General features: G+C 72.4%; 21 protein-coding genes. 11 read left to right on the top strand and 10 right to left on the bottom strand.

All coding sequences use genetic code 11. The annotated features are described in order from the left end of the window. Positions 1 to 8: 8 nt before the first annotated feature. Genes ACFO0B_RS15335 through ACFO0B_RS15315 form a run of 5 tightly spaced genes read left to right on the top strand, consistent with a single transcriptional unit; the run spans position 9 to position 5,574 of the window. The gene (locus tag ACFO0B_RS15335) at positions 9 to 2,018 is read left to right on the top strand and encodes an acetyl/propionyl/methylcrotonyl-CoA carboxylase subunit alpha (RefSeq protein WP_378613104.1); all 2,010 of its coding nucleotides are present in this window, start codon (positions 9 to 11) and stop codon (positions 2,016 to 2,018) included. Continuing rightward, complete coding sequence (locus ACFO0B_RS15330) at positions 2,015 to 3,175, top strand: acyl-CoA dehydrogenase family protein (protein ID WP_378613103.1); 1,161 nt, start codon at positions 2,015 to 2,017, stop codon at positions 3,173 to 3,175. Before ACFO0B_RS15335 ends, ACFO0B_RS15330 begins: the two co-directional genes overlap by 4 nt. Beyond that, positions 3,175 to 3,945, top strand: a complete 771-nt coding sequence (locus ACFO0B_RS15325; protein ID WP_378613102.1) for an enoyl-CoA hydratase family protein — start codon at positions 3,175 to 3,177, stop codon at positions 3,943 to 3,945. Before ACFO0B_RS15330 ends, ACFO0B_RS15325 begins: the two co-directional genes overlap by 1 nt. Before the next feature lie 4 nt (positions 3,946 to 3,949). Next, positions 3,950 to 4,555 carry a TetR/AcrR family transcriptional regulator gene (locus tag ACFO0B_RS15320; protein WP_233020861.1) on the top strand — a complete coding sequence of 202 codons (606 nt, stop codon included), beginning with the start codon at positions 3,950 to 3,952 and terminating at the stop codon, positions 4,553 to 4,555. A gap of 56 nt (positions 4,556 to 4,611) precedes the next feature. Next, a complete protein-coding gene (locus ACFO0B_RS15315) occupies positions 4,612 to 5,574 on the top strand; it encodes a linear amide C-N hydrolase (protein WP_378613101.1) in 963 nt (320 codons plus the stop codon). Here ACFO0B_RS15315 and ACFO0B_RS15310 read toward each other — a convergent pair whose 3' ends face one another. Continuing rightward, positions 5,575 to 5,868: a winged helix-turn-helix transcriptional regulator gene (locus tag ACFO0B_RS15310; protein WP_233020859.1), complete on the bottom strand. Its 294-nt coding sequence runs from the start codon at positions 5,866 to 5,868 to the stop codon at positions 5,575 to 5,577. It abuts the gene before it with no gap. 44 nt (positions 5,869 to 5,912) lie between these two features. Between ACFO0B_RS15310 and ACFO0B_RS15305 the strand changes: the two genes are divergently transcribed. Then, entirely contained in the window at positions 5,913 to 6,647 is a 735-nt protein-coding gene (locus tag ACFO0B_RS15305) for an SDR family oxidoreductase (protein ID WP_378613100.1), read from the top strand. Here the strand turns inward: ACFO0B_RS15305 and ACFO0B_RS15300 are convergent. The 4 genes from ACFO0B_RS15300 to ACFO0B_RS15285 all read right to left on the bottom strand — a co-directional run bounded on the left by ACFO0B_RS15300 (position 6,625) and on the right by ACFO0B_RS15285 (position 11,060). Further along, positions 6,625 to 6,993, bottom strand: coding sequence for a DMT family transporter (locus ACFO0B_RS15300; RefSeq protein WP_378613099.1), 369 nt, complete (start codon positions 6,991 to 6,993; stop codon positions 6,625 to 6,627). The two genes, ACFO0B_RS15305 and ACFO0B_RS15300, sit on opposite strands and share 23 nt — an antisense overlap. A gap of 71 nt (positions 6,994 to 7,064) precedes the next feature. After that, entirely contained in the window at positions 7,065 to 9,074 is a 2,010-nt protein-coding gene (locus ACFO0B_RS15295; RefSeq protein WP_378613098.1) for a glycosyltransferase family 39 protein, read from the bottom strand. After that, positions 9,071 to 10,312 (bottom strand): glycosyltransferase, encoded by a 1,242-nt coding sequence (locus tag ACFO0B_RS15290; RefSeq protein ID WP_378613097.1) that lies wholly within the window; start codon positions 10,310 to 10,312, stop codon positions 9,071 to 9,073. The genes ACFO0B_RS15295 and ACFO0B_RS15290 overlap by 4 nt, the downstream gene beginning before the upstream one ends. 94 nt (positions 10,313 to 10,406) lie before the next feature. Further along, the gene (locus ACFO0B_RS15285) at positions 10,407 to 11,060 is read right to left on the bottom strand and encodes a class I SAM-dependent methyltransferase (RefSeq protein WP_378613096.1); all 654 of its coding nucleotides are present in this window, start codon (positions 11,058 to 11,060) and stop codon (positions 10,407 to 10,409) included. Positions 11,061 to 11,134: 74 nt separating this feature from the next. On the opposite strand from ACFO0B_RS15285, the gene ACFO0B_RS15280 reads away from it, so the two are divergent. Next, a complete protein-coding gene (locus ACFO0B_RS15280) occupies positions 11,135 to 11,833 on the top strand; it encodes a TetR/AcrR family transcriptional regulator (protein WP_378613095.1) in 699 nt (232 codons plus the stop codon). A gap of 127 nt (positions 11,834 to 11,960) precedes the next feature. Here the strand turns inward: ACFO0B_RS15280 and thiD are convergent, their stop codons facing one another. Next, positions 11,961 to 12,815, bottom strand: coding sequence for a bifunctional hydroxymethylpyrimidine kinase/phosphomethylpyrimidine kinase (thiD, locus tag ACFO0B_RS15275; protein WP_378613094.1), 855 nt, complete (start codon positions 12,813 to 12,815; stop codon positions 11,961 to 11,963). A gap of 51 nt (positions 12,816 to 12,866) precedes the next feature. Between thiD and ACFO0B_RS15270 the strand changes: the two genes are divergently transcribed. After that, positions 12,867 to 13,946: a GTP-binding protein gene (locus tag ACFO0B_RS15270; RefSeq protein ID WP_378613093.1), complete on the top strand. Its 1,080-nt coding sequence runs from the start codon at positions 12,867 to 12,869 to the stop codon at positions 13,944 to 13,946. On the opposite strand, the gene ACFO0B_RS15265 is transcribed toward ACFO0B_RS15270, so the two are convergent. After that, the gene (locus ACFO0B_RS15265; RefSeq protein WP_378613092.1) at positions 13,943 to 15,073 is read right to left on the bottom strand and encodes a helix-turn-helix transcriptional regulator; all 1,131 of its coding nucleotides are present in this window, start codon (positions 15,071 to 15,073) and stop codon (positions 13,943 to 13,945) included. The genes ACFO0B_RS15270 and ACFO0B_RS15265 overlap by 4 nt on opposite strands. A 163-nt stretch (positions 15,074 to 15,236) precedes the next feature. Between ACFO0B_RS15265 and ACFO0B_RS15260 the strand changes: the two genes are divergently transcribed. After that, the gene (locus tag ACFO0B_RS15260; protein WP_378613091.1) at positions 15,237 to 16,601 is read left to right on the top strand and encodes an FAD-binding oxidoreductase; all 1,365 of its coding nucleotides are present in this window, start codon (positions 15,237 to 15,239) and stop codon (positions 16,599 to 16,601) included. On the opposite strand, the gene ACFO0B_RS15255 is transcribed toward ACFO0B_RS15260, so the two are convergent. After that, positions 16,598 to 17,224 carry an NAD(P)-dependent oxidoreductase gene (locus ACFO0B_RS15255; protein ID WP_378613090.1) on the bottom strand — a complete coding sequence of 209 codons (627 nt, stop codon included), beginning with the start codon at positions 17,222 to 17,224 and terminating at the stop codon, positions 16,598 to 16,600. The two genes, ACFO0B_RS15260 and ACFO0B_RS15255, sit on opposite strands and share 4 nt — an antisense overlap. 159 nt (positions 17,225 to 17,383) lie before the next feature. Between ACFO0B_RS15255 and ACFO0B_RS15250 the strand changes: the two genes are divergently transcribed. Next, positions 17,384 to 17,812, top strand: a complete 429-nt coding sequence (locus tag ACFO0B_RS15250) for a VOC family protein (RefSeq protein WP_378613089.1) — start codon at positions 17,384 to 17,386, stop codon at positions 17,810 to 17,812. Positions 17,813 to 17,826: 14 nt separating this feature from the next. On the opposite strand, the gene ACFO0B_RS15245 is transcribed toward ACFO0B_RS15250, so the two are convergent. Then, entirely contained in the window at positions 17,827 to 18,897 is a 1,071-nt protein-coding gene (locus tag ACFO0B_RS15245; protein ID WP_378613088.1) for an epoxide hydrolase family protein, read from the bottom strand. Positions 18,898 to 18,985: 88 nt separating this feature from the next. Here ACFO0B_RS15245 and ACFO0B_RS15240 point away from each other — a divergent pair, with 88 nt between their 5' ends. Further along, positions 18,986 to 19,618 (top strand): TetR/AcrR family transcriptional regulator, encoded by a 633-nt coding sequence (locus ACFO0B_RS15240; protein WP_378613086.1) that lies wholly within the window; start codon positions 18,986 to 18,988, stop codon positions 19,616 to 19,618. Between the two features lie 27 nt (positions 19,619 to 19,645). On the opposite strand, the gene ACFO0B_RS15235 is transcribed toward ACFO0B_RS15240, so the two are convergent. Beyond that, complete coding sequence (locus tag ACFO0B_RS15235; RefSeq protein WP_378613085.1) at positions 19,646 to 20,440, bottom strand: thioesterase family protein; 795 nt, start codon at positions 20,438 to 20,440, stop codon at positions 19,646 to 19,648. Positions 20,441 to 20,698 lie beyond the last annotated feature (258 nt).

Here is a 20,698-nt window from a genome sequence, read left to right as displayed (position 1 = left end):
GCGAATTCATGACTGTCGAAACAGTTCTCGTCGCCAATCGCGGCGAGATCGCGCGGCGGGTCTTCGCGACGTGCCGCCGGATGGGGCTCGGCACCGTCGCGGTGTACTCCGACGCCGACGCGGCCTCCCCGCACGTGGCGGAGGCCGACGCTGCCGTCCGGCTGCCGGGCAACACCCCCGGCGAGACGTACCTGCGCGGTGACCTCGTCATCGAGGCCGCGCTCGCCGCCGGCGCGGGCGCGGTGCACCCGGGCTACGGGTTCCTCTCGGAGAACGCCGGGTTCGCCCGCGCGGTTCAGGCTGCCGGGCTGACCTGGATCGGCCCGCCGGTCGAGTCGATCGAGCAGATGGGCTCCAAGGTCGCGGCGAAGAAGATGATGGACGCGGCGGGCGTCCCGGTCCTCGCCGAGCTGGACCCGGCGGAGGTCACCGCGGAGCAACTGCCGGTGCTGATCAAGGCGTCGGCGGGCGGCGGAGGCCGCGGCATGCGGGTCGTCCGCGAGCTGGCGGAGCTGGAGCCGCAGCTCGAGGGGGCGCGCCGCGAGGCGCAGTCCGCCTTCGGCGACCCCACCGTCTTCTGCGAGCGCTACCTGGAGACCGGCAGGCACATCGAGGTGCAGGTGCTGGCCGACACGCACGGCACCGTGTGGGCGGTCGGCGAGCGCGAGTGCTCAATCCAGCGCAGGCACCAGAAGGTGGTCGAGGAGGCGCCGTCGCCGCTGGTCGAGCGGGTGGACGGGATGCGGGCGCGACTCTTCGCGGCGGCCGTGCTCGCCGCCGAGGCGATCGGCTACACCGGTGCGGGCACCGTCGAGTTCCTCGCCGACGAGCGCGGCGACTTCTTCTTCCTGGAGATGAACACCCGGCTGCAGGTCGAGCACCCGGTCACCGAGTGCACCACCGGGCTGGACCTGGTCCGCTGGCAGCTCGCGATCGCCGACGGCGCGGCGCTGCCCGCCGAACCGCCCGCCCAGCGCGGCCACTCCATCGAGGTCCGGCTCTACGCCGAGGACCCGGCGCAGGACTGGCAGCCGCAGAGCGGCACCGTGCACCGGATCGCGATCCCCGGCGTGCTCGCCGAGTTCGACCTCCCCGCCCGCTCCGGCATCCGGCTCGACACCGGCGTGGTCGACGGCTCGGTCGTCGGCGTGCACTACGACCCCATGCTGGCCAAGGTCATCTCGGTCGGCGAGACCCGGGCCGAGGCCGCCCGGCTGCTCGCCGACGCCCTGCGGCGCGCGCAGCTGCACGGCCTGGTGACCAATCGCGACCTGCTGGTCCGGGTGCTGCGGCACCCGGCCTTCCTGGCAGGCGACACCGACACCGCCTTCTTCGCCACGCACGGCCTCGCCGCACTCGCGGCGCCACTCACCGACGCCGAGGGCACCGAGCTCTCCGCCGTCGCCGCCGCGCTGGCCGACGCTGCCGCCAACCGCGCGGCCGCCCGGGTGGTGCCGGGGCTGCCGAGCGGCTGGCGCAACCTGCCGTCGCAGTCGACGGTCAAGCGGTTCGACGGCAGGGACGGCGCCGTGCACGAGATCGGCTACCTGGTCACCCGCGGGGTGATCGCGGTGGACGGCCACGACGGGCTGGCGGTGCTCGAGGCCGCCCCGGACCGGGTGGTGCTCGCGGTGCCGGGCGAGCGCGGGCCGGTGCGCAGGCAGTTCGCCATCGCCAGGTACGGCGACCTGGTCGCGGTGGACTCCCCGCTCGGCCCGGTGGCGCTGCGCAGACTGCCGCGCTTCACCGACCCCGCCGACCTGGTGGCCACCGGCTCGCTGCTCGCCCCCATGCCGGGCACCGTGATCCGGCTCGGCGCCGAGGTGGGTGCCGCGGTCACCGCTGGCACCCCGATTCTCTGGCTGGAGGCCATGAAGATGGAGCACACCATCGCGGCCCCGGCCGACGGCGTGCTCAGCGCCGTGCACGTCGGCGTCGGCGATCAGGTCGATGTCGGCACCGTCCTCGCGGTCGTGCAGGATGCCGCGGAAGCAGCAACTTCTCAGGAGAACGCATGAGTTTCATCGAGACCGACGAGCAGAAGTCGCTGCGCCAGGCCGTCGCCGCGCTCGCGAGCAAGTACCCGTACCTGGACTACGTGCTGCCGAAGGCGCGCAACCACGAACCGCTGCGTGAACTCTGGGACGAGGCGGGCAAGCTCGGGTTCCTCGGCGTGAACCTGCCGGAGGAGTACGGCGGCGGCGGGGCGGGCATGTACGAGCTCGCGCTGGTGATGGAGGAGCTCGCCGCGCAGGGCGCCGGGCTGCTGCTCATGGTGGTCTCGCCCGCCATCTGCGGCACCATCATCACCCGGTACGGCACCGAGGAGCAGAAGCGGGAGTGGCTGACCAAGCTCGCCGACGGCTCCGCGACGATGGTCTTCGGCATCACCGAGCCGGACGCGGGCTCCAACTCGCACCAGATCACCACCACCGCGCGCCGGGACGGCGGCGACTGGATCCTGAACGGCCGCAAGGTCTACATCTCCGGCGTCGACCAGGCCGAGGCGGTGCTGATCGTGGCCCGCACCGAGGACCACAGGACCGGCAAGCTCAAGCCCGCGCTCTTCATCGTCCCCACCGACGCCCCCGGCTTCGAGAAGACGGCGCAGGAGATGGACATCATCGAGCCGGACACCCAGTTCACGCTCTTCCTCGACGATGTCCGGCTGCCCGCGACCGCGCTGGTCGGCAGCGAGGACGCCGCGCTCATGCAGCTCTTCGCCGGGCTCAACCCGGAGCGCATCATGGGCGCCGCGATGGCCGTCGGCATGGGCCGCTACGCCCTGGACCGGGCTGTCGCGTACGCCCGCGAGCGCACCGTGTGGAAGACCCCGATCGGCGCGCACCAGGGCATCGCGCACCCGCTGGCGCAGGCCAAGGTCGAGGTCGAGCTGGCCAAGCTGATGATGCAGAAGGCCGCCGTGCTCTACGACACCGGCGACGAGATGGGCGCCGCCGAGGCCGCCAACATGGCCAAGTACGCCGCGGGCGAGGCCAGCATCAAGGCGCTGGACCAGGCGGTGCAGACGCACGGCGGCGCCGGGCTAACCAAGGAGGTCGGGCTGGCCTCCATGCTGGCCGCGGCCCGGATCGCGCGGATCGCGCCGGTGAGCCGGGAGATGGTGCTCAACTTCGTCGCCCAGCACTCGCTGGGCCTGCCGAAGTCGTACTGATGGCCGAGCCGCTGGTGCGCTACGAGGTGGGCGACGGCTTCGCCACGCTCACCCTCGACTCGCCGCACAACCGGAACGCGCTCTCCAGCAGGCTCGTCGCCGAGCTGCTCGCCGGGCTGGACACTGCCGCCGCCGACGACGCCGTGCGCGGCATCGTGCTCGCCCACACCGGCAACACCTTCTGCGCCGGTGCGGATCTCAGCGAGGCGAGCGACGCCGATCCGGCGGTCGCGGCGGATCAGCGCACCCGCGCCATGATCGGGGTGCTGCGCAGGCTGGTCGAGATCCCCAAGCCGGTGCTGGCCAGGATCGACGGCAATGTCCGGGCAGGCGGCATGGGCATCGTGGCAGGCTGCGACCTCGTGGTGGCAGGCCCGGGCAGCAGCTTCGCGCTCACCGAGGTGCGAATCGGGCTCGCGCCGTTCATGATCTCGCTGACCCTGCTGCCCCGGCTGGATCAGCGCGCCGCGGGCCGGTACTACCTGACCGGCGAGAAGTTCGGTCCTGAGGTCGCGGCGGCGATCGGATTGGTGACCGTTGCCGCCGAGGATCCCGGCGCCGAGATCGCCCGGCTGCGCGCCGACCTGCGCAGGGGCGCACCGCAGGGCCTGGCCGAGGCGAAACGCCTGGTCAATGCCGATATCCTGGCCGGTTTCGACCTGCGGGCCGAGGAGCTCGCCGAGCGCTCGGCGAGCTTCTTCGGCACCGCCCAGGTGCGCGAGGGGATGACGGCCTTCCTGCAGCGCCGCCCGCCCTCCTGGGCAGAATGAGCGCATGGTGACTCCGCACGAACCCAAGCAGGACCGCAGCCGCGCCACGCGGCAGCGTTTGCTCGAGGCGACGATCGACTGTCTGGCCGAATTCGGCTGGGCCGCAGCGACGGTCGCGGTGGTCGCGGAGCGTGCCGGGGTCTCGCGCGGTGCGGCACAGCACCACTTCCCGACCCGCGAGGACCTGATCACCGCCGCGCTCGAGTACATGTTCGACGTCCGCAACGGCCAGGCGACGGAGGAGGCGGCGTCGCTCGCCGCCACCTCCGGGGTCGCGCGCACCGAGGCGGTGGTCTCCGGGCTGGTCGAGTCCTACACCAGCCCGCTCTTCAAGGCGGCGCTGCAGGTGTGGACGCACGCCGCCGCCGACCCGGCGCTCAGCCAGCGCATCGTCCCGCTGGAGGCGAAGTTCGGCCGGGTGTCGCACCGGCGCGCGGTCGAGGCGCTCGGGGTCGACGACTCCGACCCGGTGGCGCACCACCTGGTCCAGGCCACCCTGGATCTGGCCCGCGGGCTCGGGCTGGCCGATGTCCTCACCGACGACTCGGTGCGGCGCAAGCTGATCGTGCAGCAGTGGGCCGCGACGCTGCATACCGCGCTGCACGGCTGATCCGCAGTAGCATGCCCTCCAGGTAACTCAACGATAGCTGAGCGCGAGGAGGGCGCATGTGCACACGGGCGATGTGGACGGCTAGCGAGCAGGGCGTACTGGTCGGGCGGAATATGGACTGGCCCGAGGAGATGGACACCAACCTCTGGTCGCTGCCGCGGGGGGCAGTGCGCACCGGCCATGGCAGCGACCCGAATCCGCTGCGCTGGACGGCGACCTACGGGAGCGTGGTCACCACCGTCTGGGATGGCGCGAGTACCGACGGGATCAACGAGCGCGGGCTCGCCGCGCACGTGCTCTGGCTGGCGGAGTCCGACTTCGGGGAGCGTGCTCCGGAGTTGCCGGCGCTCGCCGTCTCGCTCTGGCCGCAGCTCTTCCTCGATCGCTGCGCCACGGTCGCCGAGTGCGTGCGGCTGCTGGACGAGGAGCCGATGCAGGTGATTCCGCTGGTCGAGCCGCGCTCCGGGCGGCTCGGCACCGTGCACCTCGCGCTGGACGACGCGAGCGGTGATTCGCTCGTCATCGAGCACCTGGACGGCAAGCCCCGGCTGCACCACGATCGCGCCTACACCGTGATGACCAACTCGCCGCCCTTCGACCAGCAGCTCGAGCTGCGCAACCGCTACGCCGGGTTCGGTGGCACCCAGCCGCTGCCCGGCACCACCGAGGCGGCCGACCGCTTCGTCCGGGCCGAGTACTACCTGGACCGGCTGCCCCCCGCCAGCACCCCCGGCCGCGGCTACGCCGCGCTGCTCAGCGTCATGCGCAATGCCGCGCAGCCGTTCGGCACGCCGGACCCGCAGCGCCCGTACATCGCGCCGACGATCTGGCGTACCCTCGCCGACCTGGGCCGCGGGGTGTACGCCTACGAGTCCTCGTTCAGCCCGGACATCATCTGGACCCGGCTCTCGGAACTCGATTTCGACGAGTGCCGGAAGCTGACCGTCGAACCCGGACTGATCGGTGACGTCACCGACCGCTACCGGCCCGCCGCCGAGCCGCAGTGGGTGCTGGCCTGATCAGCCCTCGGCCTCGGCCCAGTCCCACACCGGCTGCAGCGCCTCGCCGAGCCGCCGCCCCGCGGTCGGCGTGAGCCCGTAGCTGCCGCGCGTCCCGTGCTTCTCCACCAGCCCCGCGGCCTGCAGTTGCTGCAGCCGGGTGGAGAGCACGCTGGACGAGCAGTTCCCCATGCGTCTGCGCAGCTCGAGGAAGCCGAGCGGGCCCGGCTCCAGCTCCCAGAGCACGCGCAGCATCCAGCGCTGCCCGAGCAGGTCGATGGCGGCCAGGATGGCGTCGTGGTTTGCGCTTCGCATTTCGAAGCACCATAGTTGCTTCGAAATCAGAAGCGGAGGTAGCGATGGCGAAGCGGGTCGTGCTGGTGACCGGGGCGTCGAGGGGGATCGGGGCGGAGACCGCTCGGCAGCTCGGCCGCGCCGGGGCGCACGTGCTGGTGAACTACCGGGAGAAGCGGAAACGCGCGGAGGGCGTGGTCGAGGAGATTCGCGCCGCGGGTGGGAGTGCGGCGGCCGAGTGCGCTGATCTGGCCGATCCGGCCGCGGTCGAGGCGCTGCTGGCGCGGGTCGGGCGGTTGGACGGGCTGGTGCTGAACGCGTCCGGCGGGATGGAGCGCGGGGCCGATCCCGGTTACGCCATGCGGCTGAACCGGGACGCGCAGGTCTCTCTGGCGACCTCGGCACTCCCGCTCATGCCCGCGGGGTCGCGGATCGTGTTCGTGACCAGTCACCAGGCGCACTTCTCGCGGGACGGGCACCCGCTGCCGGACGACTACGCGCCGGTGGCGGCGAGCAAGCGGGCCGGGGAGGACGCGCTGCGCTCGTTGATTCCCGTGTTCGCCGCGCGCGGGGTCGGGTTCACCGTGGTGTCCGGGGACATGATCGACGGCACCATCATCGTGCGGCTCCTCGAACGCCGCGATCCGGATGCCGTCGCCACCCGGCGCGCGGGCGGCCCGCTGCCCACCGTCGAGGAGTTCGGCGCCGCCGTCGCGGAGGCACTGGACGCCGGCCACCCCGACGGCCACACCGTCTACATCGGCGGCGCCGACTACCTCAGTGGCTCCCGGCAAGGTTGAGGATCACGACCCCCGCCACCACCAGCGCCACCCCGGCCACCTTCGCCGCCGTGAGCGGCTCCTTCAGGAACAGGATCCCGATCCCGACGATCAGGATCGTGCCCACCCCCGACCACAGCGCGTACGCGATCCCCACCTGCATGTCCCTGGCGATGGCCTGGGCGAGCATCGCGAACGCGATCCCGTAGCCGGTCAGCACCGCCACCGTCGGCCACAGCCGGGAGAAGCCCTGGGTGCTGCCGAGGAGGCTGGTGGCGAAGACCTCGGCGACGATCGCGCCTGCGAGGAAGAGGTAGGGGGTCACTGACTCTCCTGGGGACGGATGTGGACGGGCGTGCGGGTCCATCGTCCGGGGGAGCCGCATCGGGGAGTCGCGCCGGGGTGCTGTCCGGGGTCGCCGCTCCGGGCACGTGGTCGTTACTCGGCTGTGAGGTCGTACAGGGTCACGCCGTCCACTTCGGTGGCGGTGAAGTTCTGCTCGACCCAGGCGGCGATCTCGGAGCCGGCCGAGGTGCTCGAGCCGCCGGGCCCGCCCCGGCTGCCGCCGATGAAGTAGTGGATCCTGCCGTCCCGGACGTACTCCTGGAACTGCTCCAGCGTGGGCGACGGGTCGCTGCCGTTGAAGCCGCCGATGGGCATGACCGGGAGTTCGGTGGCGAGCTGGAAGCCGGCGGCGCTGTTCGAGCCGACCGCCGCCGCGACCCAGGTGTAGGAGTCGGCGTCGCTCTCCAGGAGGGCGACGACCTGCTGGGTCGGGGTGGAGCTGCCGAGGAGGCCGCCCATCGTGCCGCCGCCCGTGCGGGCGCCGTCGGTGCCGGTGGTGGCCGGGCCGCCGGTCACGGTTCCGGTCGCCACGCCGCCCGGAGCGGTGCCGCCGGGGAAGGTGCCGCCGGGGAAGGCTCCATGGCCTCCACCATCGCGCCCGTCGCGCATTCCGCCCGGACCGCCCATGTCGCGGCCGACGTTCGGGCCGGCCGACGGGATCGAACCCGCGTGGGCGGTCCCGATCGTCTGCACGCTGTAGGCGACGGGGCCGGAGAGCGCGACGAAGGCGGCGATCAGTGCGGCGCCGACGGCGGCGCGACGGGGGAGGGCGAGGAGTGCGAGCGCGGTCGCGACGACACCGGCGACGAGCACGGCCCAGCGCAGCCAGGGTAGGAACTCCGCGCTGCGGGAAAGCAGCATCCATGTGGTCGCGGTGGTGAGGGCGAGACCGAGCGCGGTCGCGAGGCGGACCCACCCGCGGAAACGATTCCGCCAGGCGAGCACCGCTCCGATCCCGGCCAGCGCCGCAACCGCGGGTGCAAGCGCCACCGTGTAGTACTGGTGAAAAATCCCCGCCATGAAGCTGAACACCAACCCGGTGACCAGCAACCAGCTACCCCACAGCAGCAGCGAGGCCCGCTGCCGATCACCGCGACCGGCCCTGCCGCGCAACAGAACTCCAGCAATTAGCGTTACCAGCGCGGCGGGAATGAGCCACGCGATCTGCCCACCCTGCGCCGCCTCGAACAGCCGCCCGATACCGGTACTGCCCCACATCCCGTTCCCCCCGGCGGGCAACTCCCCACCGCCGCCCCCGACACTCCCGGTCTCCTCCCCGTTCAACCGCCCGAGCCCGTTGTATCCGAGCGTCAACTCCAGGATCGAATTCTCCTGCGACCCCCCGATCCACGGCCGCGAATCCGCGGGCCACAGCTCGACCGCCAGCAACCACCACCCCGCGGCGACAACCATGGCCGCACCCGCGGCGAAGAGCTGCACCACCCGCTTGCCCAGCCGGGGCGGCCCCGCGAACAGACAGACCAGCGCCAACCCCGGAACCACGAGCAACACCTGCAACTGCTTCGCCAGGAACCCGAACCCGATGAGCGCACCGCACAGCACCAGCCACCGCGTCCGCCCGTCCTCGACCGCCCGCACCACGGCATACGCCGCCCCCGCCATCAGGAACACCAGCAGCGCATCCGGATTGTTGAACCGGAACATGAGCACCGCCACCGGCGTCACCGCGAGCACCAGCCCGGCGAGCAACCCGGCCCCCGCCCCGAACGGCCTGCGCACCGCCGCGTACACCACCGCGACGGTGGCGACGCCGAGCAGTACCTGCGGCACCAGAATGCTCCAGCTGTGCAACCCGAACAGCCGCACCGAGAGCTCCATCAACCACAGCGAGGCGGGCGGCTTGTCGACGGTGATCGAGTTGGCGGCATCCGACGAGCCGAAGAAGAACGCGGTCCAGGACTCCGAGCCGGCCTGCACGGCCGCGGAGTAGAAGCTGTTGGCCCAGCCGTTGGCGCTGAGGTTGATCAGGTAGGCGACGAGGGTGCCGAGCAGCAGTGCGCCCAGCGCGGTTCGCTCCCAACGGAATCGGCGAGAAGGAGCGGGTGGCGCTTCGGCGGCGGGCGGGGCGAGGGTGGTGGTCACGGGGCTCCTCCGGTGGTGGTCGGGCGGGCGCCGGCATCGCGGAACACCCAGCGCAGGCCGACGAACCTGCTCAGCGTCGCGAGCAGATTGGCCAGCACGAGGACGAAGAGTTCGAGCGCGATCGGGGCGCCGGGCGCCCAGTGGTGCAGGGCGGAGAGCGAGCCGCTGGTCAGCGCGAGGCCGAGCGCGAAGATCAGCAGCCCCTGGAACTGGTGCGCCGCCATGCCGGTCGAGCCGCGCACGCCGAAGGTCCAGGCGCGGTTGGCGGCGGTGTTGCCGACCGCGGTGAGCAGCAGGGCGGCGAAGTTGGCGCCCTGCGGGCCGACCGCGGGTTGCAGCAGCAGGTAGAGCACCAGGTAGGCGGCGGTGCTGAGCACACCGATCACGGCGAACCGCACCAGCTGGCCGACCATGCCGAGCGGCACCAGCGGCTCGCGCCCGATGGCTCGGCGCAGCTCCTCGATCGGCACCGCGCCGGAGGCGAGGCCGCGGCCGACCCGCCAGACGCCGAGCAGGTCCTTGCGGGCGGTGTCGACGATGTCGACCCGGGAGTCCGGGTCGTCGATCCAGTCCACCGGGACCTCGTGGATGCGCAGCCCGGCGCGCTCGGCGAGCACGAGCAGTTCGGTGTCGAAGAACCACTCGCCGTCCTCGACCAGCGGAAGCAGCCTGCGTGCCACCTCGGTGCGCATGGCCTTGAAGCCGCACTGGGCGTCGGAGAAGCGGGCGCGCAGGGAGGCGCGCAGGATCAGGTTGTAGCTGCGGGAGATGAACTCGCGCCTCGGGCCGCGCACCACCCGCGACGAGCCCGCCAGGCGGGTGCCGATGGCCAGGTCGGAGTGGCCGGAGACCAGCGGTGCGACCAGGGGGAGCAGGGCGTTCAGGTCGGTGGAGAGGTCGACGTCCATGTAGGCGACCACGCGGGCGTCGGAGTTCTGCCACACCGTGCGCAGGGCGCGGCCGCGGCCCCTGCGGTCCAGGTGCACGACGCGGACGCCGTCCAGGTCGCCGGCGAGCGCATCGGCCACCGCGAGGGTGGCGTCGGTGCTGGCGTTGTCGGCGATGGTGATGCGGGCCGGGAAGGGGAAGCCGGTGCGCAGGTGGGCGTGCAGCCCGCGGACGCAGCGGCCGAGGTCGGCCTCCTCGTTGTAGACGGGGATGACCACGTCGAGCACGGGTGGGTGCGCCGTGGTCACGCTTCGATCCGCGGGCAGTGCGGCGGTCACGGTCTCGGTCATGGGTCCGAGACTCGTGGCCGCCGCTGCCACCCGGCTGGGATGCGGCTGTGAGGTTCCTGCGAGCGCGCAGCCCCGCGGCGGGCGGGTGCCGCTTTCAACGCAGGCGGCGGAGGTGCAGCACGCTGTCGGCGCGGGTGCCCGGCTGCCCCTCTGGGCCGGGGGCGTCCCGCTCGATCAGATCGGCGGTCACCACCTGCCAGCCGTCGTCGAGCGCGAGCCCCTGCTGCACCTGCTCCAGGGTGGGGAACTCGTGCGCGAAGGGCGGCTCGTCCATCCAGCTCGGCCACCCCTGGTGCGAGCCGATCACCAGCGCCCCGCCGACGGCGACGGCACCCGCCGCCCTGCGCAGGATGGCGTCGCGCTCCCCCGGCTGCGCCGTCTGCGAGTGCAGGAACTGCGCGGAGACCAGGTCGAACTCCCCGGCGGGGAAGTCGGTGTGCAGGTCGTGCGCGGCCCAGGTGATGCGGTCCCCGACCCCGGCCGCGGCGGCGTGCCCGGCGGCGCGGTCCAGCGCGACCTGCGAGACGTCGACCGCGGTCACCCGCCAGCCGAGCCCGGCCAGCCAGATGGCGTCACCGCCCTCGCCGGAGCCGAGGTCGAGCGCGGTGCCCGGTGGCAGCGCACCGGCCTCGCGGACCAGGATCGGGTTCGGGTTGCCGCTCCAGACCTGGTCACGATCGCGGTAGAAGGTGTCCCAGTGCTCCCGGGTGGAGATGTCAGCGGGCGGGGCCGCGTGGTGATCGTGCATGGTCGCATGCTGCCGCCGCGCGTTCCGGTCCCGCCACTTTCCGTGCCGAACCGGCAAAAAAGTAGGCTGCGGGGATGACGCGCAGCATCCGGGTCGACGCCCGCACCGAACGCTGGCGGGCGCATCGGGTGCGCATGCGCGAGGAGTTCGTGGACGCGGCGATCCGCGCGCTCGACGCGCTCGGCCCCGGCGTCAGCATGGGCGATATCGCCCGCGAGGCGGGGGCGGCCAAACCCAAGCTGTATCGGCACTTCGAGGACAAGACCGATCTCTACGACGCCGTCGTCGACCGGATGCGCGAGCTGCTCTGGACCAGGATCGCGGCAGGCGCCGATCTGACCGCCGACCCGGTCCGGGTGCTGATCGGGCGGGCCGTCACCGAGTATGTGCTGGTGGTCGATCAGCACCCGAATGTCTTCCGGTTCCTGCTGCACAGCCACTTCACCAGGAACGCGGGTGAATCCGAGCGCGCGCTGCGCTCGGCCCGGCGCTCCGCCCGCTGGGCGGCGGAGCTGGTCGCCGCCGTGGTCGGCGACTCCGAGCTCGACGTCTCCGGGCTGGAGCTGGTCAACTACTCGGTGTTCGGGGCGGTCGCCTCGGCCACCGACTGGTGGCTGGGTGCCGATCGAGCCGAGCCCGCGCCCATGCCGGTCGAGAGGTTCGTGATCTATCTCGGGACGATCGTCACGGCGCTGGTCGAGGCGGGTTCGCGGCTGCACGGGATCGTGCTGGATCTCGAGGCACCCCTGGGCGGCACCGTCGAACACGGCTGAACCACGGGCGCCGGACCGCGACCGCACCCGCGTGGCCGCGGCTCGTCACCGCGCCCCGCCGCCGGGAAACGCCAGCCGCGCGGGCGGGATCGGGCGCCGCGGGCAGGATCGGGCGCGCTCGTGCGGCCTACGCGCCGGGCGCGCTTCGCAACCGCCAGAGCGGCGACACCGGCCCGTGCCCGGCCCCGAGATCGTAGGCCGCCGCCAGGCAGCGCCGAGTCCACTCCTTGGCGAACTCCACCGCCTCCGGCACCTCGTACCCGTGCGCCAGAGCGCAGGCGACGGCGGCGGCCAGCGTGTCTCCGCCCCCGTGATCGTTCCCGGTGGGAATCCGCGCCGCGCTGAACTCGTGGAACCGCTCCCCGTCGAAGAGCAGATCCTTGCTGCTCGCCGACGAGCGCAGATGCCCGCCCTTGACGATGGCCCAGCGCGGCCCGAGCGCATGCAGCGCCTCGGCGGCCGCGCGCGCGGTGGCGTCGTCGACCACCTCGATGCCGGTGAGCAGCCGCACCTCGTCCAGGTTCGGGGTGACCAGGGTGGCGAGCGGAATCAGCGTGTGCCGCACGGCATCCAGGGCCTCGGCGTGCAGCAGCGGATCCCCGTGCATGGAGGCGGCGACCGGATCCACCACGAGCGGCACCGCCGCGTCCCGCCCGATCCCGACCTCGCGGCAGACCGCGGCCACCGCCTCGATGATCGCGGTGGAGGCGAGCATCCCGGTCTTGGCCGCCCCGACCCCGATATCGGCGACCACCGTGCGCACCTGCGCCGCGACCACCTCCGGCGGAATCTCGTGGAACCCGCTGACCCCCAGCGTGTTCTGCACCGTCACCGCGGCCACCGCCACGCAGGCGTGCACCCCGCAGAGCGCCATGGTGCGGGTGTCGGCCTGGATCCCGGCACCGCCGCCGGAGTCGGTGCCCGCGATCGTGAGAACGCGGACCGGAGTCTGCCCGTCACCGGGCAAGGGCAGCAAGTTCACGGGATGGAACCCTACGGGATGCCAATTAATGAAAACGGTTACCATTAGTTTATGACCATCCCCGTCACCGTTCTCTCCGGGTTCCTCGGCGCGGGCAAGACGACGCTGCTCAACCACATCCTGGCCAACCGGGACGGCCGCCGCGTCGCCGTCGTGGTGAACGACATGAGCGAGATCAATATCGACGCCGCCGTCGTGCGCACCGACGAGCAGCTGGTCGAGCTGACCAACGGCTGCATCTGCTGCACCCTGCGCGAGGACCTGGTCACCGCGGTCGGCGAGCTTGCCAGGGCGGGCCGCTTCGACCAGGTGGTGATCGAGTCCACCGGGATCTCCGAGCCCATGCCGGTGGCGGCGAGCTTCGAGTGGGAGTTCGACGACGGGTTCCGGCTCGGCGAGCTGGCCCGGCTGGACACCATGGTCACCGTGGTGGACGCCGCCACCTTCCTGCCCGAGGTCACCCGCGGCGATTCGCTGGAATCCCGTGCGCTGCAGGCCGCCGACGGCGACGAGCGCGGCATCGCCGACCTGCTCATCGACCAGGTCGAATTCGCCGACGTCCTGGTGCTCAGCAAGACCGACCTGGTGAGCCCGGCCATGGCGGGCGCGGTCGAGGCCACCCTGCGCCGCCTGAACCCGCGGGCCAGGCTGGTCCGCGCCACGCACGGCGGCATCGACCTGGCCGAGGTGCTCGACACCGGCCGCTACGACCCGCTCGCCGCCGCCGAAACCGACGGCTGGGCCGAGGAACTCGCGGGCGGGCACACCCCGGAGACCGAGGAGTACGGCATCGGCAGCCTCACCTACCGCGCCGACCGCCCGTTCCACCCCGGCCGGCTCGCCGCCGCGCTGGAGCAGTTGACGGGGATCCTGCGCAGCAAGGGTTTCTGCTGGATCGCGAGCCGCCCGGAGCTGGTCGCCCACTGGTCGCAGGCCGGGCCGAACCTGGTCTTCGAGCCGGCCGGGACCGGGCCGAGCGGGCAGGAGCTCGTACTGATCGGCATCCGGCTCGACCGCGAACGGCTGCGCGGGCTACTGGACGGCGCGCTGCTCACCGCCGCCGAGTTCGCGACCGGGCCGCGAGCGTGGCGCCGCTACGCCGACCCGTTCCCGGAGTGGCACACCCACTAGGCGACGAACCACCCGGTCGGCGAGAGCTCCGCGCCCATCCGCGGCACGTACTGATCGAAGTACACCTTCGAGATCAGCTCCCGCCGCGACCGCACGTTGGCCTTGTCGAAGACCGACTTCAGGTGGTCCTGCACGGTGTAGGTGGAGAGGTGCAGTGTCCCCGCGATCTCCTTGGTGTCGACGCCCTGCAGCACCAGCTGCACCACGTCGCGCTCGCGCGGCGAGAGGCCGTAGGCGGCGACCACGATGGCGACGATCTCCGGCGGGCGGGCCTCCTCGATGGTGATCACCACCTCGCCCTGCCTGCCGTCGCGGGTGGTCAGCGGCCCCGCGTGCAGGACCAGCCACATCCCGGAGCCGGTGCGCAGCCGACAGCGCGGCGGCACGGTGGTCTCGCCGCGGCCGTAGCGGCGGGCGGCGCCGATCAGCGCGCCGATCGGGGAGAGCGGGTCGCCGCTGTTGGCGCCGGCATCGAGGTCCGCGATGCGCTGCTCGGCGCCGAGGCTCATCTGCACGATCTGGTCATCCGCGCCGACGATCACCACGGCCGGGCCGGTGACGGCTGCGGGCGGACGCGCCTCGGCCAGCTGGGCCAGCATGCCGGTGCGCACGCCGTGCGCGAAGGGCGCCGCCAGCGAGGCGAGGAAGTCGATCTCGGCGGCGTCGAAGGGCGCGTCCTCGGCACCGCGGAAGATCGCCATCGCGCCCCACACCTCGCTGCCGTCGCGGAAGGCGAGCCTGGCCTCGTCGGCGTAGCCGAAGCGCGGCTTCATGAAGGAACTCATCCGGCCGGAGCGCTCGACCTCGCCGTTGGTCATCAGGTGCACGCCTGCCGCGGGCACCTCGGCGCGGGCCAGCTCGGTGAAGGCGGTCGGCTCGACCGTGCCGTACTCGATCACCCCGAACTCGACGTCGTGGCTGTTGCGATTGTGCAGGTCACCATATTTGCGGGCGCTGGTGAGCATGTGCGTCACCGGGTCGTGGGTGGCGATGCAGGCGCTGACCCACGGCACTGCCCGCGCCACCGAGGCGCTGGCCTCCGCCAGGAAGGTGTCCAGGTCGAGGCCGGCGCGCGCGACGACGTCCACATCCTGTCGAACGCGGGCGGCGGTGAGTCCTCTGGCCATGAAATCAGTCTGCGGCACCGCTCCGACCTGCGCCATCCCAGAACTCTGGGGACCGGCACCCACCAGAACCGACGGGTAGGTTTTCCCTGATTGAACGGGATGTCGCGCGCCGCTCGCGGCTCGCAGAGTTGAGCGCACATCGCACCGATCGAAAGGCCCGACCATGACCGGCACCCTCCCGCTCGACTCGCTCCGCGGCAACGGCGAGCTGCACCTGCCCGGTGAGCCCGGGTACGACGCGGCCCGCACCCCGTGGAACCTCGCCGTCGACCTGCGGCCCGCGGCCGTCGCGCTGCCGCGCAGCCTCGACGAGGTGATCGGGCTGGTCAGGGCGGCTGCCGCGGCCGGGCTGAGGGTGGCCCCGCAGAGCACCGGGCACGGTGCCAACCCGCTGGGCGAGCGGCCGCTCGACGACGTGCTGCTGCTCCGGCTCACCGGGTTCACCGGCGTCACCATCGACCCGGAGGCGCGGGTGGCGCGGGTGCTCGGCGGCACCCAGTGGCTGCCGGTGATCGAGGCCGCGGCCGCGCACGGCCTGACCGCACTGCACGGCAGCGCCCCCGACGTCGGGGTGATCGGCTACCTGCTCGGCGGCGGGCTCTCCTTCTACGCCCGCAAGCACGGCGTCGCGGCCAACGCGGTGCGCGCGCTCGAGGTGGTGCTGCCCGACGGCACGCTGGTGCGGGCGACCGCGACCGAGCATCCCGACCTGTTCTGGGCGCTCCGGGGCGGCGGCGGCAACTTCGGCGTCGTGGTGGCGGCCGAGTTCGACCTGCTGCCCTACGCCGACGTGTTCGCCGGCATGCTGCTCTGGGATCGCGCCCGCGCCGCCGAGGTGGTCGCCGCCTACGCCGAGTGGAGCCGCACCGCGCCGGAGTCCGCGACCACCGCGCTGCGGATCATGAGCTTCCCGCCGCTGCCCGAGCTGCCGCCGTTCCTGGCCGGGCGCGACCTGGTGATCGTCGACGGCGCGATCCTGGCCGACGACGACACCGCCGCCGCGGTCCTCGCCCCGCTGCGCGCGCTCGCCCCGGAGATCGACACCTTCGCCCGCATCCCGGCCGCCCAGCTGCTCTTCACGCACCTGGACCCGCCCGCCCCCACCCCGGTCGTCGGCGACCACAGCGTGCTCGGCCCGCTCGACGCCGCCGCCGTCGCGGCCCTCCTGGACCGGGTCGGCGACGGGGTCGACCACGGGCTCATTTTCGCCGAGCTGCGGCACCTCGGCGGCGCGCTCGGCAGGCCCGCCGTCGACGGCGGCGCACTCGCGCACGTGCCCGGCGAGTTCGCCCTGCTCACGATGGCGGTCGCGCCGACCCCGCAGGCCGCGGTCGCGGGCCGGGCGGCGGCGTTCGGCGTGGTCAGGGCCATGTCGGCCTGGTCGCGGCCGAATCTGGTCCCGACCTTCGCGGAGAACCGGGTGGAGTCGGGCAGGTTCTACGACGGCGAGGACTGGGCCCGGCTCTGCCGGGTCAGGGACGCCGTCGCGCCAGGCGCAGCCTTCGTGGCGAACCACGCGCTCGGCTAGTCCGAGATCCCGACGGCCCGGTTCAGGTAGGTCTCGTCGGTGACCTGGTCCAGCAGGAACCCGGCGATGTCGGCCCTGGAGATCTTCAGGGCCAGCCCCGACATCTCGGCCCCGAAGCCGCGCTGGAAGGTGCCGGTGGCGGGGCCGTCGGTGAAGGCGCTCGGCCGGACCAGGGTCCAGCGCAGGTCGGTCGCCTCCCGGACGTACCGCTCCTGGAGCTGGTGGTCGGCGTAGGCGGGGCGCAGCAGCAGGCCGAACATGACGTACTTCCAGAGGAAGTTCAGGTTCGCCCTGCTGTCGCCCGCGCCGAGCGTGGTCTGGCAGACCAGCCGCTCGACCCCGGTCCGGCGCATGGCCTCCATGACCGTGCGGGTGCCCTCCGCGCGGACGACGCCCTTGCGGCCGTTGCCGAGCGCGACGATCACCGCATCCTGCCCGCCGACCGCGCGCTGCACCGCCGCCACCTCGAGCACGTCGCCGGTGACCACCCGCAGGTTCGGGTGCGCGGCGCCGACGCCGGCCGCGTTTCTGGTGAAGGCGGTGATCTCGTGGTCGCGCTCCAGCCCCTGCTGGACCACGAGCCTGCCCACCGTCCCGGTCGCTCCGAAAACCGCGATTCGCATGTCCCTGCCTCCTCGTCCGATCCCGCTCGGAAGGGTTGAGCGGGAGGTGATCCCAGTACACCGGGGGGAGCGCGGGCGGAACATGGCCCGGAGTCTCGGAAACATACGCGGTGCTCCAGTAGCGTCAGCGGCACCAATCGCGTGAAGGGAGTGCCGCCGGTGAAGTGGACCCTCGAGGTCGTCGTCGTCCCGGTGTCCGATATCGACCGGGCCAAGCGTTTCTACTCCGAAGGGGTCGGTTTCGACATCGACCACGACACCACCGGGCAGGCTCCGGACGGCGCCGCGATCCGGATCGTGCAGCTCACCCCGCCCGGGTCCGGGTGCTCGATCGTGATCGGCAGCGGGGCGGTGCCGGAGATGGTTCCCGGCTCGCTCAAGGGGCTGCAGCTGGTGGTGCCCGATGTCCACGCGGCGCACGCCGAGCTGGTGGAGCGCGGGGTCGCGGTCTCCGACGTCCAGGTGATCGGGGCGAACCCGCGCGAGGTACCAGACCCGCTGGACAATGTCGGCTTCTTCTTCTTCGACGACCCGGACGGCAACAGCTGGGCGGTGCAGCAGATCTCCGCCCGCGGCAGCGGCACCTGATATACCGCCCGCGGTTAGCGGTACTCGGCGAAGAATTCGGCGATCTCGGCGGCGGCGAGCTCCGGCGCGGCGTGGTGCAGGTAGTGGGTGGGCACGTCGTGCACCCGCCAGGAGACGATCGCGGTGTGGTCGCGCTCGGCGAAGCGGCGGATGCCGTGGAAGTCGCCGATCGAGCCGGAGAGCGCGAGCGGGACCGTGGTCGGCTCGGCCTGCCGCGGCGCCTTCGCGTTCTCGTAGTACTGCCGGACGGCCGAGCCCGCGCTGCCGGAGAACCAGTGCAGCGCGAGGTGCGTGAGCACGAATTCGTCGTCCAGGTCGGGGCCGAGCAGCTGGCTGTTCCAGCCGGCCAGCCCGGCGGGTGAGTCGACGATGGCGTGTGCGAGGGTCTGCGGCTGCTGCGAGTGCAGGGTGTTGAAGCTCATCTTGTTCTCCGCGAACCAGGTGAGCGTGGCGAGCGCGGACTGCTCGTCCTCGGTCAGGTCGGCGAACTCGGCCGGGTCGCCCGAGGGGAACGAGAACACCTGCGACACGTGCACCCCCGACACCGGCGCGATCCGCCCCAGCTGCGGCGCGATCTGTGCCCCGTGGTCGTTGCCGACCACGCCGAAACGGTCGTAGCCGAGCCGTTCCATGAGCTCGGCGAGGGCGCGGGCGGTGCGCTGGTCGTTCCAGCCGGTCGAGGTGGTCGGGCCGGAGAAGGCGTAGCCGGGCAGCGACGGGATCACCAGGTCGTAGCCGGCCTCGGTGAGCGGGCCCGCGACGGCGAGGAACTCGGCGAAGGTGCCCGGCCAGCCGTGCAGCAGGAGCAGCGGGAAGCCGGTGTCGCGCTTCGACTTCAGGTGCAGGAAGTGGATGTCCTGGCCGTCGATCTCGGTGCTGAACTGCGGGTGCTCGTTGAGCTTCGCCTCCAGTGCGCGCCAGTCCAGCCGCTGCCACTGCTCGACCAGGTGGCGGACGCGGTCGGTGGTGACGCCGTAGGCGTCGCCGGAGCCGGGGATCTGATCCGCCCAGCGGGTGCGGGCCAGGCGGCTGTGCAGGTCGTCCAGGTCGGACTGGGGGATCTCGATGCGGAAGGGACGGATCATCGGGTGCCTCATCTCTGGAACAGAATGGTTTGTTCCGTTCAGACAGTAGCGGAACGGATCATTCCGTTCAAGTGGTAATCTCGGAGGCATGAGCGAATCGCTTCCCGGGCGCAAGGCGCAGGCCGCGCGCAACGACGGGCTCATCCTCGATGCCGCGCGGGCGGTGTTCCTCGCCGACCCCGGTGCGCCGATCTCGGCGGTCGCCGAGCGGGCCGGGGTGGGGATCAGTGCGCTGTATCGGCGCTATCCGAGCAAGGAGGTGCTGCTGCGGACGCTCTGCTACGAAGGGTTGCGGAAGTACTGCACGCTCGGTTCGGCCGCGCTGGAGGTTCCCGACGGGTGGGCGGGGCTGGTGCGGTTCCTGGAGTCCGTGGTCGATGCGGATGTGCACTCGCTGACCGTGCGGTTGGCGGGGGCCTTCGCGCCGGACGAATCGATCCTGCCGGATGTGCGGCGGGCCGGGGAGATCGCTGCGTCCCTGGTGCGCCGGGCGCACGAGAGCGGGCGGTTGCGCGCCGATGTCGGGGCGTCCGACCTGAGTTTGGTGCTGGAAGCGTGCTCCGCCGTCGCCCTGCCGGACCCGGTGCGGACGGTCGAGTTGCGCAGGCGCACATTGGCCCTGCTCATCGCCGGGATGGAGTCCGGTGGGCCCGAGCTGCCCGGACCGCCGCCCGCGCCGGGGGAGTTCGCGGGGCGCTGGGAGTATCGCGGGAAGCGGTGAGCGTTTCGGCGGCGGCCGTGGCCCGTCTCAGCGGCGGCCGAGGTAGAGGGTCTGGGTGCCGCGGCCGAGGGGGCCCTTCTCGTCGAAGAGGGCGGTCTCGGCGAGGCCGATGCCGTGCCGCTGCGGGAGGGTGACGGCGTCCAGGCAGACCCACTCGCCCGCCGGGTGGCGGTGCAGGGTGACGGTGAGATCGGTATTGATGAACAGGTAGCGGTCCCAGTCCAGGACGGAGCTGACCCCGTTGCCGGAGTCGGCGGCGGCCAGGGTGCGCTCCAGGGGGCTCGGGGTGGTGCCCGCGACGATCGGGTACCTGAGCCGGATCCAGCACACCGCCGGACCCGGCTTCATGAACGAGCCCGCCGCGAACCGGTACTCGATGCCGGTGTGGAACCCGACCGGCTGGGTCGAGGGGAACACCTCCGGATCCGGCGCCTGCTCCGGGCCGGGCCGAGAGCCGGTGGGCAGGAACTCCGCGGGCACGTCCAGCTCCGGCTCGGCCAGCTTGAAGCGCCAGGCATTCGCCCGCATCACCGGCCCGCGCTCGGACTCCAGCGTCGCCTCCAGCAACTCCACGCTGCGCCCCGGCCGCACCAGCCGCGCCGTCGCCGTGAGCGGCGCCAGCGGCACCGGGCCGAGGATCTCCACCGCCACCCGCCCGATCTGGAACCCCGGCTTCGGCTCGCACCGCTCCAGCACGTGCCCGAGCAGCGCCGACGGCGGTCCCGCGTGCTGCGCGTCCGGAGACCACGGGCCGCGGGTCAGCTCGGTCGAGTGGTAACGCCGCTCGTCGTCCGGGTCCGGCAGGTAGAAGGCATCGGTCACGGCATCGTCCTCTCGCTGGTCGTCACCGCAGATTCTGCCCCGGCCTCGAACCGGCGGGTGCGCAGCCCTCGGTGAGGTCCGACAGCACTCGGTGGATCGCGATTCGCACGCCGGTACGAGCGGAGAGTCGAGCGTCGCACGTCGCACAGCGAGGAGTCGCATCGCTGCGGGGGCGGAGCCTCGCCCCGCGAAGGGGACCCGCGCCGTGGAGCGGAGCCCCGCCCCGCACAGTCCAGGCAGGCGCGGGGCCCGTGACCA

The sequence above is a fragment of the Nocardia jiangsuensis genome, assembly GCF_042650385.1.
Classification (GTDB): Bacteria; Actinomycetota; Actinomycetes; order Mycobacteriales; family Mycobacteriaceae; genus Nocardia; species Nocardia jiangsuensis.
The sequence above is the reverse complement of the archived record's forward strand: the minus strand, read 5'-3'. Positions and strand labels throughout refer to the sequence as shown.